Source organism: Natronospira elongata, from assembly GCF_034931365.1.
Lineage (GTDB): Bacteria > Pseudomonadota > Gammaproteobacteria > Natronospirales > Natronospiraceae > Natronospira > Natronospira elongata.
The window spans coordinates 1-15,302 of record NZ_JAYGII010000004.1 but is presented as its reverse complement, the minus strand read 5'-3'; the positions used below and the strand labels follow the sequence as shown (position 1 = coordinate 15,302).

General features: G+C 62.2%; 13 protein-coding genes. 8 read left to right on the top strand and 5 right to left on the bottom strand.

Going from position 1 to position 15,302, the window contains the following annotated elements; genetic code table 11:
* Positions 1 to 59 precede the first annotated feature (59 nt).
* From ilvC to VCB98_RS02945, 6 genes are all read left to right on the top strand, one after another.
* Positions 60 to 1,064, top strand: coding sequence for a ketol-acid reductoisomerase (ilvC, locus tag VCB98_RS02970; protein WP_346050333.1), 1,005 nt, complete (start codon positions 60 to 62; stop codon positions 1,062 to 1,064).
* Complete coding sequence (locus tag VCB98_RS02965) at positions 1,054 to 1,665, top strand: phosphatidylserine decarboxylase (protein ID WP_346050331.1); 612 nt, start codon at positions 1,054 to 1,056, stop codon at positions 1,663 to 1,665. Before ilvC ends, VCB98_RS02965 begins: the two co-directional genes overlap by 11 nt.
* A gap of 99 nt (positions 1,666 to 1,764) precedes the next feature.
* On the top strand, positions 1,765 to 2,565 hold the full coding sequence (pssA, locus tag VCB98_RS02960) for a CDP-diacylglycerol--serine O-phosphatidyltransferase (protein WP_346050329.1): 801 nt from the start codon (positions 1,765 to 1,767) through the stop codon (positions 2,563 to 2,565).
* Positions 2,552 to 3,259 (top strand): uracil-DNA glycosylase, encoded by a 708-nt coding sequence (locus tag VCB98_RS02955; protein ID WP_346050327.1) that lies wholly within the window; start codon positions 2,552 to 2,554, stop codon positions 3,257 to 3,259. Before pssA ends, VCB98_RS02955 begins: the two co-directional genes overlap by 14 nt.
* A complete protein-coding gene (rimI, locus tag VCB98_RS02950) occupies positions 3,256 to 3,729 on the top strand; it encodes a ribosomal protein S18-alanine N-acetyltransferase (protein ID WP_346050325.1) in 474 nt (157 codons plus the stop codon). Before VCB98_RS02955 ends, rimI begins: the two co-directional genes overlap by 4 nt.
* 71 nt (positions 3,730 to 3,800) lie before the next feature.
* The gene (locus VCB98_RS02945) at positions 3,801 to 5,381 is read left to right on the top strand and encodes a peptide chain release factor 3 (RefSeq protein ID WP_346050323.1); all 1,581 of its coding nucleotides are present in this window, start codon (positions 3,801 to 3,803) and stop codon (positions 5,379 to 5,381) included.
* Between the two features lie 63 nt (positions 5,382 to 5,444).
* Here the strand turns inward: VCB98_RS02945 and VCB98_RS02940 are convergent, their stop codons facing one another.
* From VCB98_RS02940 to VCB98_RS02930, 3 genes are read right to left on the bottom strand one after another with little or no spacing between them, the layout of a single operon-like run.
* Positions 5,445 to 7,430 carry a transglutaminase TgpA family protein gene (locus VCB98_RS02940; RefSeq protein ID WP_346050321.1) on the bottom strand — a complete coding sequence of 662 codons (1,986 nt, stop codon included), beginning with the start codon at positions 7,428 to 7,430 and terminating at the stop codon, positions 5,445 to 5,447.
* Positions 7,423 to 8,415: a DUF58 domain-containing protein gene (locus tag VCB98_RS02935; protein WP_346050319.1), complete on the bottom strand. Its 993-nt coding sequence runs from the start codon at positions 8,413 to 8,415 to the stop codon at positions 7,423 to 7,425. The genes VCB98_RS02940 and VCB98_RS02935 overlap by 8 nt, the downstream gene beginning before the upstream one ends.
* 3 nt (positions 8,416 to 8,418) lie before the next feature.
* Positions 8,419 to 9,369, bottom strand: a complete 951-nt coding sequence (locus VCB98_RS02930) for an AAA family ATPase (RefSeq protein WP_346050317.1) — start codon at positions 9,367 to 9,369, stop codon at positions 8,419 to 8,421.
* On the opposite strand from VCB98_RS02930, the gene VCB98_RS02925 reads away from it, so the two are divergent.
* A complete protein-coding gene (locus tag VCB98_RS02925; protein ID WP_346050315.1) occupies positions 9,368 to 10,888 on the top strand; it encodes a hypothetical protein in 1,521 nt (506 codons plus the stop codon). The two genes, VCB98_RS02930 and VCB98_RS02925, sit on opposite strands and share 2 nt — an antisense overlap.
* 157 nt (positions 10,889 to 11,045) lie before the next feature.
* Here VCB98_RS02925 and VCB98_RS02920 read toward each other — a convergent pair whose 3' ends face one another.
* Complete coding sequence (locus tag VCB98_RS02920) at positions 11,046 to 12,605, bottom strand: serine hydrolase (RefSeq protein ID WP_346050313.1); 1,560 nt, start codon at positions 12,603 to 12,605, stop codon at positions 11,046 to 11,048.
* Between the two features lie 121 nt (positions 12,606 to 12,726).
* On the opposite strand from VCB98_RS02920, the gene VCB98_RS02915 reads away from it, so the two are divergent.
* Positions 12,727 to 13,347, top strand: coding sequence for a rhomboid family intramembrane serine protease (locus tag VCB98_RS02915; RefSeq protein WP_346050311.1), 621 nt, complete (start codon positions 12,727 to 12,729; stop codon positions 13,345 to 13,347).
* Here VCB98_RS02915 and VCB98_RS02910 read toward each other — a convergent pair.
* Positions 13,338 to 15,302, bottom strand: a 1,965-nt coding sequence (locus VCB98_RS02910; protein WP_346050309.1) for a putative bifunctional diguanylate cyclase/phosphodiesterase, incomplete at its 5' end; no start/stop codon positions are given. The two genes, VCB98_RS02915 and VCB98_RS02910, sit on opposite strands and share 10 nt — an antisense overlap.

The window sequence follows — 15,302 nt, the reverse complement described above, 5'->3', positions numbered from 1 at the left end:
GCCCGCCGCACAGTAGCTTACGCCGCCATCTGCCACTATTCCTCTCCGGAGCCAAGAGCATGCGAAGCTGGTATGACGCCGATCTTGATCGCGGTCCCCTGGCATCCAGTGCCATCGCCGTTTTTGGCTATGGTGCCCAGGGTCGGGCCCAGGCCCGCAATCTTCGTGATGCCGGGATGAATGTCCGAGTGGCCTTGCGAGCCGGATCCAGCCGCCGCCGGCAGGCGGAGGCTGACGGGCTTGCGGTGCTGGATCTTGAGGCGGCCGCGGATTGGGCGGATGTGGCCGTCATGCTGGTCCCGGACACCGCACAGCCGGAGCTCTACGAGGACGTGCTGGCTTCCCGTCTGCGCCCCGGTGCCGCTTTGCTCTTTGCCCATGGCTATAGCATTCATCACGGCCACCTGCGGCCGCGTGAGGACCTGGATGTGATCATGGTTGCGCCGCTGGGGATCGGTGAGCAGGTTCGGGCCACGTTTGAACGTGGCGCCGGTGTGCCGGCCCTGGTGGCTGTAGCCCAGGATGGCAGTGGCCAGGCCTGGCCGCGGGCCCTGGCCTATGCGGGCGCCGGTGGTCACGGACGGGCCGGCGTGATGGAGACCAGCTTCGCCGAAGAGACCGAGACCGATCTGTTTGCCGAGCAGGCCGTGCTGGTGGGTGGCCTGACCGAACTCATTCGGGCCGCCTTCGAGACGCTTGTCGACGCGGGCTATCAGCCGGAGGTGGCTTATTTTTGCTGCCTCCATGAGGTCAAGCTCATCGCTGATTTGATTCATTCCCGGGGTATTGCCGACATGCGCGCCTCCATCTCGGAAGTCGCTGATTTCGGGGCCATGCGCCAGGGACCACGCATCATCGGGGATGCCTCCCGAGAGGCCATGCGTCAGGCTCTGGAGGAAATCCGCTCCGGGGAATTTGATCGTCTGTTGCAGACTGAGCTGGCAGCGGGGTTTCCCACGCTTGAGTCCGGGCGCAAGCAGGCCGGCGAGCAACTGATCGAATCCGTGGGTGAGCGCATGCGAGCGCGGATGCCCTGGCTGCGGGGAAACAGTGATGGCGCGTGAATCGGGTCTCTTGGCCGGTGAAGGCTGGTGGTTGGTCATTGCCCTGCTCGCCGTCAGCGCCCTGGCAGCTGCCTTCTCTCTGCCCTGGCTGGCATTACCGGCCCTGGTCCTGCTGCTTGTCGTGCTGGCGCTGTTCCGGGATCCACCGCGGCAGATTCCCTCTTCGCCCCTGGCGGTGGTCAGCCCGGTGGATGGCCGGGTTCTGTCTGTGGAGGTTGATGCGCGCAGTGGCGGCCAACCCGGCACGGTGATCGAGATTGAGGTGGCGGCCTTTGGCGCCTGGTCCATTCGGGCTCCGGTGGAAGGCAAGGTCATGGGACTGCGTGGGCTCACTGAGGGCCCGGAACGGGGTCTCTGGCTGCAGACCGATGAACAGGATGATGTGGTTACTGAATTGATCGGCCGTTCAAGCCCTTACTGGGCCCGGCCGGTGGCCTTCGTCAAGACCGGTGAACGACTGGGACAGGGCCAGCGCTTTGGATACCGTCGTTGGGCACGGCTGGCCCGGGTCCATTGTCACGGCAAGATCAGCGTTCAGGTCCGTGTCGGGGACCGGGTCCACGCCGGGAGCGATATGCTCGCCACACTCGTTCATGACTGAGTCGGGCCCGGTCAGCGGGCGCTGTTTTCGGGGGCTGAGTTTCCTCCCACCCACTGCTCGTGGCACCATTTGAAGTTCAGAGACCTGAGGGAGTGCGCGGTGGCCAAGCGCGGCAAGAAGCGATCAGCCCGAAGTGGTGCCATTCGGCGGCGGGGCATCTACCTGCTGCCCAATCTGTTTACCACGGCGGCCATGTTCGCCGGGTTCTTTGCCATGATCTCGGCCATGAACGGCGACTTCCGGTCGGCCGGCGTTGCCGTGCTGGTGGCCATGTTGCTCGATGGGGTGGACGGGCGAGTCGCCCGCCTGACCGGGACCGAAAGTGAGTTCGGCCGGGAGTATGACAGTCTCTCGGATCTTGTCTCATTCGGGCTGGCCCCGGCAATGATCGTCTACAACTGGGGCATGGGTGTCCTGGGCGAGGAACCCTGGTGGTGGTGGAGCCAGTTGAGCTGGCTGGTGGCCTTCTTCTTTGCCGTGGCAGCGGCGCTTCGCCTGGCCCGTTTCAATACCCGGATGGCGGGGGCCGACCACCGTTATTTCCAGGGCCTGCCCAGCCCCTCGGCCGCCGCCTGCGTGGCCTTTTGCACCTGGCTGCTGGCTGGGCTGGACCTCCATAACGCCTACACCCTGCCTTTTGTCTACGGCCTGGCCGTTGTCTCCGGGGCGCTGATGGTGAGTAATTTCAGCTACTACAGCTTCAAGGACCTGGATATCACTGGCGGGCGCGTGCCATTCACCTACGTCATCCTGATTCCGGCCTTTTTCATTCTCGTTGCCTTGGCGCCCTCCCAGGTACTGTTTGCCGGTTTCTTTGCCTATGCCTTCTCCGGCCCTGTGCTCGCGCTGTGGCGCCGTCGGCGTCGCTTGCGGCGTCGGGAGGGTGATGGTGGTCAGTGACGCTCGCCGTCAAGCCTATCTCGCTGCCATGGGGCTGACTGCCTGGCGCCGTCGGGATGGCGAGACTACGGAGCAGGCGGAAGCAGTCAGTGCCCCGGAGGCGGACGCAGCACCGGTATCGAATGAGCCGCTTGGCGCCGACTGGGAGACCTTGATTCAGCAGGTCGAGAGCTGCAGGCGTTGTCCGCTGCACGAGAGCAGAACCCAGGGCGTATTTGGTGTCGGCAATCGCGAAGCGGAGCTGCTGGTGATTGGAGAGGCCCCGGGGGCCGAGGAAGACCGTCGAGGCGAACCCTTTGTGGGGCGGGCCGGGCAGCTGCTGGATGCCATGCTGGCGGCCATCGGACATTCCCGAAAGACGGTCTACATCGCCAATATCATCAAATCCCGGCCACCGGGGAATCGTGATCCCGTCGCTGAGGAGATCGAGGCCTGTCTGCCTTATCTGCGGCGCCAGATTGAACTGATTCGTCCGCGCCTGATTTTGCTGGTGGGACGGGTGTCCGCCCAGACACTGCTGGGTAGCAATGCCCCAGTGGGGCGTTTGCGCTCCCAGCTCCATCGTTTGCCGGGATTCGCCATACCCGCGGTGGTCACCTACCATCCGGCCTATCTGCTGAGATCGCCCCTGGAGAAACGCAAGGCCTGGGCCGACCTGCGCCTGGCGCGGCGTACCCTGGAGGCGGGGCAATGAGTTCGGTCCGGCGCCCCGAGGCCTCGCGGCAGGTTCGGCCCATGCGGACGACGGACCTTGAGCGTGTCCACGAGGTCGAGAGTCGGGCTTATTCCTTTCCCTGGCCTGTGGGTGTGTTCCGCGATTGCCTGCGGGCCGGTTACCAATGTTGGGTAATGGAGGCCGGTGGGGTCATTGCCGGCCATGCCATCGTTTCGGTGGCTGCCGGGGAGTCTCATGTACTCAATATCTGCATTGATCCTGCCTGGCAGAAGCTGGGTCTGGGGCGAAGAATGATGCAACATGTCATGGGTCATGCCCGGGGAGCCGGTGCCAGCCGCATGATTCTCGAGGTCAGGCCCTCGAACAGCGCGGCCCGTCAGCTATACGATTCCCTGGGGTTTGAGGAAATTGGCCTCCGTCGCGGCTATTATCCGGACCATTCGGGGGTGCGCGAGGACGCCCTGGTACTGGCCAGGACGCTGGACTGATTCCTCCTCGCGGTTGGTTCAAAACTGATAAAATGCCCGGTTTACCCTGAAGAAACCCGGACCCCCGTCTCATGAGTCAGCAATACCAGCGCCGGCGCACCTTTGCCATCATTTCCCACCCCGATGCGGGTAAGACCACCCTCACCGAGAAGCTGTTGCTGTTCGGCGGCGCGATCCAGCTCGCCGGCACGGTCAAGGGCCGCAAATCCGCGCGCCACGCCACCTCCGACTGGATGGCCATGGAAAAGGAGCGCGGCATCTCCGTGACCTCCTCGGTGATGCAGTTTCCCTTTGACGATCATATCGTCAATCTGCTTGATACCCCGGGCCACGCCGACTTTTCGGAAGACACCTATCGCACCCTGACCGCAGTGGACTCGGCGATGATGGTGATTGACTGCGCCAAGGGTGTGGAGGAGCGCACCATCAAGCTGATGGAAGTCTGTCGTCTGCGGGATACGCCGATTTACACCTTCATCAACAAGCTCGACCGGGAAGGTCGGGATCCCATGGAACTGATGGATGAAGTGGAGCGGGTTCTGGGGATTCAGTGCACCCCGGTCACCTGGCCGATCGGCATGGGCAAGCGCCTGAAGGGCATCTACCATCTGCTGGAAGACCGCATCTATATCTACGAGGAGGCCAAGGGGGGTGCCCGCGGTGTTCACCGCAGCATCGACGGCCTGGCTTCCCCTGAGGCGCGCGAGTTCCTGGGTGACGATGCCGACGACTATGCGGATGAAGTGGAGCTGGTTCGAGAGGCCAGTCCCGCGTTCGATCTGGACGCCTATCTGTCCGGACGTCTCACCCCGGTGTTCTTCGGTTCCGCCATTGCCAACTTTGGGGTGCAGGAATTACTGGAAAGCTTTGTTCGAACCGCACCGGCTCCCCGACCGGCTAATACCACGGTTCGCGAAGTCGATCCGGGCGAGGAGAAGCTGACCGGATTCGTGTTCAAGGTCCAGGCCAATATGGACCCGGCCCATCGTGATCGTGTTGCCTTCATGCGTATCTGCTCAGGCCAGTTTCGACCGGGCATGAAACTTCGTCATGTGCGCATTGGCAAGGATGTGAAAATCAGCAAGGCCCTGACCTTCATGGCATCCGAACGGGAGCAAGCCGAGGAAGCCTGGGCCGGTGACATCATTGGCCTCCACAACCATGGCACGATCAGAATCGGTGATACCTTTACCGAAGGCGAGGAACTTCAGTTCACCGGCATCCCCAACTTTGCTCCGGAACTGTTCCGCCGTGCCGTGCTGGCCGACCCCTTGCGCATGAAGCAGCTGCAGAAGGGGCTGGATCAGTTGTGTGAGGAAGGGGCCACACAGTTATTCCGCCCCTTGCGCAACAACGATCTGATTCTGGGTGCGGTGGGGCAGCTTCAATTCGACGTGGTCGCTGAACGTCTGCGCACGGAGTACGGCGTGGACTGCAAATTCGAAGCGATCAATGTAGCCACTGCCCGCTGGACTTACAGCGAAGACGAACGTGAGCTGGAACGTTTCCGTCGTCGCGCCGAGGACAATCTCGCCATCGACCATTCCGGCGCCCTGGTCTATATCGCCCCGACGCGGGTCAATCTTGATCTGGCCATGGAACGCAATCCCGAGATCGAATTCCGCGCCACCCGTGACCACCTGGCTGCCTGATACCCGTCGAGATCCGGTCTGCTAGCACGTCTGGCTGAAACTGGCGCGATCTCAGGCGCGATTTCAGGCGCGACCCAGGCGGCGCAGGCGGCGGGTGGGGAATCGTCGCAGTTTTGCCTGGATGCGGTGCAACTGGGCGGTGGCGCCGGCATAGCGCGCCCGGCGGAAGGCCTGAAGCAGGGGGCGCAATTCCCGGGCCAGGGCCGGCTGCTCCTGTTCCAGACGGGCGAGCCAGGTCGCCGGTCCTTCACCAGCCCGCCGGGAGTAGCCGGCCCGGGCCATGCGGCCCTGGAAGCGCAGCCAGGCCCGTTCCAGGGGGTCACTGGGTCGTGGGGGGCGCTGGCGCAGGGAGAGGGCGATCCACAGGATGAGCAGGGCGCCGGCGACGGCGAGCACCATGATCACCGCCAGTTTCACGGCATCCCGACCAGGCAGACCGAGTCGCTCCAGGAAGTTTTGTTGTCTTTCCGGGCCGTAGGCGAGAAACCAGCCTTCCCAGCGGACCTGGATGGTGTCCCAGAGGAGCTCCATCTGGAAGGCGAACTGGCTCCAGGACAGGCCTCTGTCGAATTCCTCTTCCTCCAGCCCGGCAAGCCCGCCCACGGTCGTTTCCACCCGTGAGGGGTCAATGGCATTGGTGGGATCCACCCGGCGCCAGCCTTCGCCTTCGATCCAGACCTCGCTCCAGGCATGGGCGTTTGATTGCAGCACCCGATAGTGACCGGCCAGGTGATTGAAATCGGCGCCCACATAGCCGGTGACCACTCTTGCCGGAATGCCGGCCGCCCGCATCATGATGGTGAAGGCGGCGGCATAATGCTCACAAAAGCCGCGCCGGCTTTCAAAGAGAAACTCGTCCATGGCGTGCCGGCCCAACAGCGGGGGCTCCAGGGTATAAAAGAAATCCTCCTGGCCGAAATGATCCAGCGCCCTTTGGATCATGGTTGCCTCGTCAGCGTCACTCTCCGCCCACCATTGCTCTGCCAGTTCTCGGGTCCGGGGATTGCTGTTATCCGGCAGGCGGGTGAGGTAGTCCTGCCATTGCTCCGGCAGTTCCGGATCGAGACTGTAATCCGGCCATGAGTGGACGCGGTAACGGAGGCGGTCACTGATTCGCTCATCCGCCACCAACTGCATGTCAGCGCGGCGCTGACTGTCCTCGGGAAGCTCGCCATCCACCATCTCCAGGGCGATGAGCCAGTCCTGGCCGTGGGCCTCCAGGGTGATTTCCTGTTCGATGGGCTCGCCCAGGGGCAGCAGGGTGGGTTCACGGTCGGGCAGTCGGCCCTGGCGCCATTCCTGACCATCAAATTCATGGAAGACGGGGCCGCGCCAATAGAGTTGGCCGCGGGCCGGTTCCTGCTCACCGGGAAAGCTGACCCGGAAGGCCAGGGCATTGGACTGGGCGAGTTCACTGACAGAGCCGGGGCTCATGCGGTCGGATAATCCGGTGACCGCCCGAGGTTCCGGTGTCGGCGTCCCCCATAGAGGGCCCGGAACGCGGGGGAAGAGGACAAACAGGAGTATTGCCACGGGCAGTGCCTGAGCCAGCAAGACCCCCGCCGTGCGGAGGCTGGGTTTCAGCGGGCCCGGGTCTTTCAGGCGGGTAAGGCGCAGAAAGACCGTGGTCTGGAAGCCGGCCACCGGCAGCAGCCACAGCACGGCGGGCAGTTCCTGATTGTTGAGAAAGACGGCGAGCAGGAGAACGTAGGCCAGCAGAACCAGAATGAAGCCATCCCGGGGTTTCCAGGTTTCCAGCAGCTTGAGGCCCAGCATCAGAGACAATAGAGCGGTACCCGGTTCCACGCCGTTGAAGCTGCCAAATTGCAGATAGATGCCGGCAAAGCAGCCCAGCCCCAGCGGCAGGCGCAGCCAGCCCAGCGGTACGTGCCTGAGGCCGCGCCAGCCGGCGGCCAGGCGCCAGAGGCCGAACAACACCGCCAGTACCAGCGTCCAGAGAGGGAGTGTTCCCACCACCGGCAGCAGTGTGGCGAGCAGGCCCAGAGCCAGCAGACGCAGATCGGCTTCTCTCAGGCTTTTCTCAGGCATGGCGCTCACCCTCAAGCCCGAAGCGAGCCAGGGCGTTCAAGGCCCGACGGCTTTGCTCGCTGCCCTGGCCCGGCTCGATGGTTTGATCAGGCAGGCGCAGACCCCAGGGCCGATTGTTCAGTTCGGCCTGGAGAATCCAGTGACAGAGACGGCCCAGTCGGGTCTCGGTATCGCCCGGTCCGGCCTGGTCCCAGTCAAACCAGATCGTGCTTTCCCCGCTGGGGCTGGCGAACTCCTTGATGACCAGTTCACCGCGATTGAGATAGTGGCGCCAGGCCATGCGGCGGATCGGGTCGCCACTGACATAGCCGCGCAGGCGGCTGAAGTCTTCGCTGCCTTTCTCCTCCTGTTGCTTTCCCTCACCGTCGGGGTGGCGGGCGTGCTGCAGGGGATGATCCAGAGGCCGGGGCCAGGCCAGGCCTTCCAGCGGCAGATCCAGCCAGCACCAGGCCTGGAACAGGCCGAAGGGATACTGGCAGGCGAGACCAAAGCGGCGGACCCGGATGGGGCCGCGTTGCTCGGGTGTGATCGGGTATCCAAGGGTTGCGCTGGACATGGCTGGCAGGTCGGTGACATCCAGCCAGTTGCCGTCGCTATCGGTGAGCAGCAGATCATGGCGGTGAATGCGGTCGCGACTCTCCAAATCGACCGTGAGCCGCTGGGCTTCGTCGACGAATCCCTCGCCCGGCTGCCCGACTTTCACCACAAGGCCATTGAGACCGCGATGAGCGTGATACATGGAGACCAGTGCCAGCCCTGCCAGACTGAAGCCGAGAAAGAAGCCCATGCTGTTGGCGTAATTCATCGCTGCCAGAATGATGGCCGCGATTACCACGAGCAGGCCCATGCCCAGGCGGGTGGGCAGGATATAGATGCGACGACGATGGAGCAGCAGGGGCGAAGTGTCCGGGCCCTGGCGACGGTAGGCCCACTGGCGGGCCAGGCGGCGTAGCAATTGGACAGGACGAGGCAGGGCCAGGCGCACGGGTCAGCGGATGACTGTTTCAGTCAACAGCCTGTCTATGACCTGATCAACCCGGTCTCGGTACTCCGGTCGCGGCACCATTCTGTGGCCGGCAACCGCCGGGAATACCACCTGCAGATCCTCTGGTTCCACGCCCCGGCGTCGATGCAGCAAGGCCCAGGCCTGAGCCGCCTGGCGAAGGGCCAGGGCGCCCCGTGGAGACAGGCCGTCAATGAGTTCCGGTGCCTGGCGGCTGGCTTTCACCAGATCCTGGAGGTAATCCAGCAGGGGTTCAGAGACGTGCACATTGTCCACATGAACCCGCAAGGCGCTGAGATCATCGGCTCTCAGCACGGGTTCCAGTTCTGCCAGCAACTCTCGCCGTTCCCGCCCCATCAGCAAGGCGCGTTCCGCGCGAGGATCCGGATAGCCCAGATGAATCCGCATCAGGAAACGATCCAATTGGGATTCCGGTAACGGGAAAGTGCCCACCTGTTGCAGCGGGTTTTGGGTCGCGATGACGAAGAAAGGACGGGGTAGTGGGCGGGTTTCGGTTTCAGTCGTGACCTGATGTTCTTCCATGGCCTCCAGCAGGGCACTCTGGGTCTTGGGTGTTGCCCGATTGACCTCGTCGGCAAGAATCATCTGTGCAAAGATGGGCCCCGGCCTGAATACCATGTCACCGCGTTCCCGGTCGAAGACGGAGGCACCCAGAATATCGGCCGGCAGCAGGTCGCTGGTAAACTGAATCCGTTGGTAGCTCAGACCCAGACAACGGGCCATGGCGTGGGCAAGGGTGGTTTTGCCAACACCGGGAATATCCTCGATCAGTAAATGGCCGCCCGCGAGCAGGCAGCTCAGGGCGAGACGGATCGCCTGGTCTTTGCCGAGGATGATCTCGTTGAGGCGCTCCAGGGCCCGCTCGGCACCGGCGACGGCATCTTCGACTTCGGATATGGAGGCAAGCTTGGTCATGGCGATCAGATTAAGAGAAGCAAACCCGACTGTCCATGCCATCGTGGGGCTATTGCTCTGCTTCTCCCTCCTGTTGTCGGCCTGTGAGAATGACGATGACCTGGACGAAGCGCAGCCGTCACCCTCCGAGGCGCAACAGCCGGAGCCGGAGCCAGCCGATGAGCGGGGCTTTCTTCTACCCTCGGCGGTGAAGCCCGGCAAGGCACCGGAGCGGCCGGACAGGCCGCGTTTCAGGGATGACAGCGATGCCCTGCATGCCATCTTCATGCATGGTGCCAGGGCCCGCAGCAGCGAGATGGGGCATGAGGCCTATCGCCCCGAGTTGGATCAGGATTTCATGGATGAACAAGCCCGCTTGTGGCTGCGGCTCTTCCGCGACGTGCAGATGCGCTACGCTGACGGTCTGGCCGCCCGCCCGGAGGCCGTCTGGGAGGAGGGGGACTGGCGCGCCCACGGTGATGTGGTCTTGAGGGACCAGGTTTGGGGCAGCTATCTCTATCATATGCACCACCGGGAGAGCTGGTTTGAGGATGGCGATGTTCGCGACGCCATCACACGCATGGCCTTGCCCTTGCTCACCGGTATCACCCGCCATGTCATGGATGAACACTACCGCGATGGCGTCTTTCACCTGGGTGATCCGGAGGAAACCGTCAGTGCCGACAGCATGATGGACGGCCTCGCCGTTTTCACCACCCTTTCTTATGCCTGGGTTCGCTGGCAGAAGCCCGGCGGCGCGGATGATATGGGCGGCCTGTCTGAAGAAAGATTGCGTGGTTGGCTCGGCCGTGGCCCGGAAGAATTGCTGGATATTGCCAGTGCCGCGGCCGAGCAGTTGGATGCACGCTGGGACGAGGATCGGGGCTTCTATGATTTCGGTGACCAGACCTGGTCATTGGCAACCGTGGGCAGTCTGATGCGAGGGCATAAGGGGCTCTACGAGGTTCTTTATCTGTTTGGCGGCGATGAGGAGCGGGAACAAGCCGAGCTATTGTTCAGACGTGCTGTCAGGGTGCTGGAACAGGTCTTGCCATTGGCCCGTGACTGGGGTTTACCGGCTCAGGTGACATTCACCGAATCCGGCGCGGAGGCGGCCAGCGGCGAAGTCGATGTTGCCGCCCATTGGGATTTGATCGCCCACCTGGTCGCCGGATTTTCCTTTGATCGCGAGCGTGAGGGGACGGCTCGCATGATGCGTCGCCTGAAGCCCGATCTGGCGGATGAGCTGGCGGTCTTTGTCGATCAGCAGATACTTGAGGCCCTGGAATGGCAGATGCCGGAGGGAATCGTCGTGGCCCGTCTGGATTATGAGGATGGGACAGTGCTCGATCAGCGGCACTACATTCGGGCGATCAGTCGCTTCATGGTGGGCGCCGGGGAAGGCTATGGTGGCAGTGAGCTGTTTGCTTCACCCGCCGACTGGGACGGTGACCAGGAGGACAATACGCGCCGCCTCTACGACAGCCTTTATCGGCATGGCGAGTTCCTGCGCAGCGAATTTCTCGAACTCGCCGATTAGTCGGGCTTGCCCGGGACTACCTGACTGATCAAGTTGGCACCGGGCGTCCATGTCGTGCTGGGGTGCGGCCATCGCCGTCTGGCTAGACAATCAATAGTGAGACTATCAGCAGCAAAAAAGCGATGTAATGGCCCGGGATGGGCCATTACATGCTCATTCATTGCTGGCGCTCAAAGCGGACCTTTCTCTGGTAGCCGCTGGGATAAAGCCCTACCTGCAGCACCGCCGGACGGAGGGTGAAATTCACCTTCAGGGTGTCGGGGTCTCCATCCTCGTCCAGGGTGAAATGGACAAATTTCTCCCGTCGGGCGGGATTGCGCCAATGAGCCCTGAAGGTATCGTGATGCCAGTGCTCCAGGTCCGCGATGTGTTCGTCGCTGTCCCAGAAACGCAGGGCCAGACGTCCATCGCCCGGGGAGAAGACCTCCACGGTCTGGTACAGGGGGTCAAAATACTTCCCCTCGAAGTCGCTTAGGTCTACCGATGGCCGGGTACTTTCCTGGCGTGCCGAGTGGATGCGTTCCCGTTCCTTCCTGGCTTCCTCGAAGCGGGCCAGGTAACGGTCACGGTAGTATTCGTGCCAGTCCTTGGACTCAAGGCCGGCAATCCGGTCAACGACTTCCTTGGCCAGGGCCAGACGGAAGTTGTTGAACAGGTTGCTGACCACCACCACCCCAAGATCCAGCTTGGGCACCAGCAATAGCTGGGTGTTCATGCCATCAGTGGCGCCGCCATGCTGGGCAATGCTGTAACCGCGATGCTCTCCCAGGCTCCAACCCAGGCCATAGGCCCGTATGGGCGAGGCATGGTCATCACGACCCGTGGCGATCTGTGGCTGATGAGTCTCGCGCATCTGGGTTTCGCTGATCAGTCGCTCACCTTCGAATACGCCCGGCTCACCCAGTTGCAGGCGCATCCATTGAGCCATGTCGTGGACGCTGCTGTTCACCGAGGCGGAGGGGCCCACGTTGTCGAAATTCCGGCGGGGGATTTCCACCACGTCACCGCGGATTTCCTGGTGCGGCCAGGCATTATTGTTTCCGTCCAACTGGGTGATACTGGTATTGCTGCGATCCATGCCCAGGGGCGCAAACAGGCGTTCAGCGATGAATTGATCCCAGCTCTTTCCGGTAATGGCGGGAATCAGTTCACCGGCAACGGAGTACATGACATTGGAGTAGACATAGTTTGAGCGGAAGGGCTGCTCGAACTCGTGGTAGCGCATCTGGTGGATTATCTTTTCCCGGGGCGCCTCGTTCATGAACTGCAGGCGGTTGCCGGTCATTCTTCCTACCCCGACCCGGTGAGTGAGAAGATCCCTCACCCGCACCTCCTGCGTGACCCAGGGATCGGAAAGGCGAAACTCGGGCATGTGATCAATCACCCGGTCATCCCAGTCTAGCTTGCCCTCATCCACCAGCATGGCCAATGCGGCAGCGGTCATGGCTTTAGTGGTGGAGGCGACCCCGAACAGGGTGTGCTCATCGACCGGGATGTTCTCGCCAAGGCGCAGGGTGCCGAAGCCACGGCTGAAGATCACCTCGTCCTCATGGACAATGGCAATGGCAAGCCCGGGAATTTCCCAGTCCGCCATGCCGTCCTGGATGTACTCCTCCAGTCCCGTCAGAGAGTCTGTTGCTTTGGCATGGGCCAACGGGTCCGAGGCAACGGTGGCAACAAAGGCGAGCGTGAATAGCTGCGTGAACTTGCGCATCATGATCATGTCCTTTCCCAAGAAACCTCGGCAGAGGCCGGCTCACTGGTTTTTCCTTGCGGATGGCCGACGTCGGCGATAGCGTAGGCGGCAGGTCATACAGCATACAAGAGGATCGCGCCCCATGTCCGTCAGCCCCGCTCGTTGGTCCAATTTTCCGCCGGTGGTGACCGGCTTGTTGGCAGCTTGCATCATCGTATTCATGCTGCAGCTCAGCGATTTTCGGTGGATGTTGGATAACTTTGCGCTATGGGGCGCCAACACACCCAACTTTCAGCCCTGGCAGCTGGTCTCATCGGCCTTTCTGCACGGGGGGTATTTCCACCTCTTCGTCAATATGCTGGCTTTGTGGATGTTCGGGGTTCAGATCGAGAATGTCTGGGGCTCCGGCCGCTTCCTGTTCTACTATTTCTTCTGTGTGATTGGTGCCTCACTGGTTCAGCTGCTGGTGGCGACCGCTGCGGCAGCGGAAGGCACTGTCTACCCGACGGTTGGTGCATCGGGGGGCGTCTTCGGCATTCTCCTGGCCTTTGGTCTGCTGTTCCCCAACCAGCGCATCGTGCTGCTGATTCCCCCCATTCCCATGAAGGCCAAGTGGTTCGTGGTCGTGTTTGGTGTCTTCTCCCTGTTGGCGGGGCTGACCGGTACCATGGCCAATATCGCCCACTTTGCCCACCTGGGGGGGATGGTGTTCGGCTTGATCCTGATGGTCTGGTGGGGCTGGCGCCCCGGGCGTCACTGGTAGCTTCCGTCATCCGTCGGAGTCGGCGGTAGGTCGAGGGAATCCAGTGGCTGGGGGCGGTGCAGGGCAAAACCCTGCGCGAGGTCGATGCCGATGTCACGCAGGACCAGCAGGGTCTGATGGTCTTCCACGAACTCGGCAACTGTATCCAGTCGCATGGCCTTGCCCACCTGGTGCATGGCCTGAACCATACTGCGTGCCACCGGGTCTTCAGCCACATGCCGCACGAAGCTGCCATCGATCTTCATGGCATCCAGTTGGATCTGGCGAAGATAGGCGAAGGACGAGAGGCCGCTGCCGAAATCATCCAGACCCACTCGAGCCCCCAGCTTTCTCAAGCGCTGGCACAGCCCCTGGGCTTCCTCGAAATTGCTGATGGCCGCGGTCTCGGTGATCTCGAAACAAAACCAGGCGGGGTCCACACCGTGGGCCTGAAAACGGGATTCAATAAAGCCCGCCAGAGTGCCGTCGCCCAGGGATGTGCCGGAGAGATTGATCGACCAGCGACGCGGACGAAGGTGGCTGGGCATGCGACTGGCCCGTAGCAAGACCTGATCAATGACATGTCGATCGATGCGACTCATGAGATTGTAGCGTTCCGCCGCCGGAATGAATTGAGCGGGTGACACCAGGTCGCCGTTCTCATCCCGGAGTCTGAGCAGGATTTCCAGGCTGGGAAGGCGGCTGCTGTCAGCCTGAACCGGCACGATCCATTGGCCGAACAATTCGAAGCGGTCTTCCGCCAGGGCCCGGTCCAGTCGCGGGACCCAGCCCATCTCCCCGTGTCGGGCCTGGATATGCGCATTATCGCTTTGATAGACCTGGATCCGGTTTCGGCCAAGGTCCTTGGCCGCGTAGCAAGCCAGGTCCGCCTGTGCCAGCAGACTGTCATGTTCCAGGTTCGACTCACGCGTATGGGCAATGCCGATACTGGCGCCCACGGAAAAGGCTCGCCCTTCCCAGCTGAACTGGAAGGCCCGCACGGTTTCCAACAGGCCTTCGGCAATCTCCATGCTGCGCTCCACCGGGCAATTCGCCAGCAGCAGGCCGAACTCATCCCCCCCCAGGCGAGCAAGAAGGTCGGTCTTGCGCAGGCGTCGGTTCATGGCACGGGAGAGCTGACGCAGAAGCTCATCCCCGGCCATATGGCCACAGGTGTCGTTAACAACCTTGAATTGGTCCAGGTCCATGTAGATCAGGGCATGGGTTCGCCCTGGCTCCGGTGCCTGAGTGGTGACGATCCTTAGCTGATCGTCAAAGGCGCGTCGATTCAGCAGCCCGGTGAGGGCGTCGTGACTGGCTTCCCAGCTCAAGTCGGCATGGGCCTGGTTTCGGTCCAACTCCAGGGTAATCCGGGAAGCGAAGACATCCAGGACAGGCTCGGCCCGAGATGCCCGGGTCTGGGATATCGGCTTGCGGTCAAGGCAGATCAGCCACCCCCAGCGGCTTCCGCTACTGTGGCGGATGGTGGTTGCCAATACACTCGTGGCTCCCAATGCCTTAACCAGGGGATCCTGGCTGAGATCGTCGGCTGCGTTTTCCCGCAGAATCAGCCTTGCCTCGGCGCTCAGGCGGGCGATTATCTGTTCCGGTATGGCCGGTGCACGGAGTTCGCCAAGCTCATCATGGAAAGCGCACACGCTGGGCGAATCTCCCTCACCCTCTTCGCGAATCAGTACGGCCAGGTGAAGCCCCAGAGCCTTGGAGAGGTTTCTGACAGTAAGCTGGAAGAATGTCTCTTCGGTTTCCTTGCCACTCAGCAATGCCAGGGCGCGTAGCGCTTCCTCCAGCCGCTTGCGCTCGGTGATATCGCGGTCAATTCCCCGGTAGCCACGGAAATGACCTTCCTCGTCAAAAACCGGGGTGCCGCTGGTTTCCAGTACCACTTCGTGCCCATCTCGGTGGACATTGCGATTTTCCAGCAGATGAAAGGGTTCGCGGGACTCGATGATGCTGTG

Bases quoted from the DNA above. Each gene is read 5' to 3' on its own strand.
- VCB98_RS02920 (WP_346050313.1), bottom strand. From the start codon at position 12,605: ATGATGCGCAAGTTCACGCAGCTATTCACGCTCGCCTTTGTTGCCACC.
- VCB98_RS02965 (WP_346050331.1), top strand. From the start codon at position 1,054: ATGGCGCGTGAATCGGGTCTCTTGGCCGGTGAAGGCTGGTGGTTGGTC.
- rimI (WP_346050325.1), top strand. From the start codon at position 3,256: ATGAGTTCGGTCCGGCGCCCCGAGGCCTCGCGGCAGGTTCGGCCCATG.
- VCB98_RS02915 (WP_346050311.1), top strand. From the start codon at position 12,727: ATGTCCGTCAGCCCCGCTCGTTGGTCCAATTTTCCGCCGGTGGTGACC.
- VCB98_RS02955 (WP_346050327.1), top strand. From the start codon at position 2,552: ATGGTGGTCAGTGACGCTCGCCGTCAAGCCTATCTCGCTGCCATGGGG.
- ilvC (WP_346050333.1), top strand. From the start codon at position 60: ATGCGAAGCTGGTATGACGCCGATCTTGATCGCGGTCCCCTGGCATCC.
- VCB98_RS02925 (WP_346050315.1), top strand. From the start codon at position 9,368: ATGGCGATCAGATTAAGAGAAGCAAACCCGACTGTCCATGCCATCGTG.
- VCB98_RS02930 (WP_346050317.1), bottom strand. From the start codon at position 9,369: ATGACCAAGCTTGCCTCCATATCCGAAGTCGAAGATGCCGTCGCCGGT.
- VCB98_RS02945 (WP_346050323.1), top strand. From the start codon at position 3,801: ATGAGTCAGCAATACCAGCGCCGGCGCACCTTTGCCATCATTTCCCAC.
- VCB98_RS02940 (WP_346050321.1), bottom strand. From the start codon at position 7,430: ATGCCTGAGAAAAGCCTGAGAGAAGCCGATCTGCGTCTGCTGGCTCTG.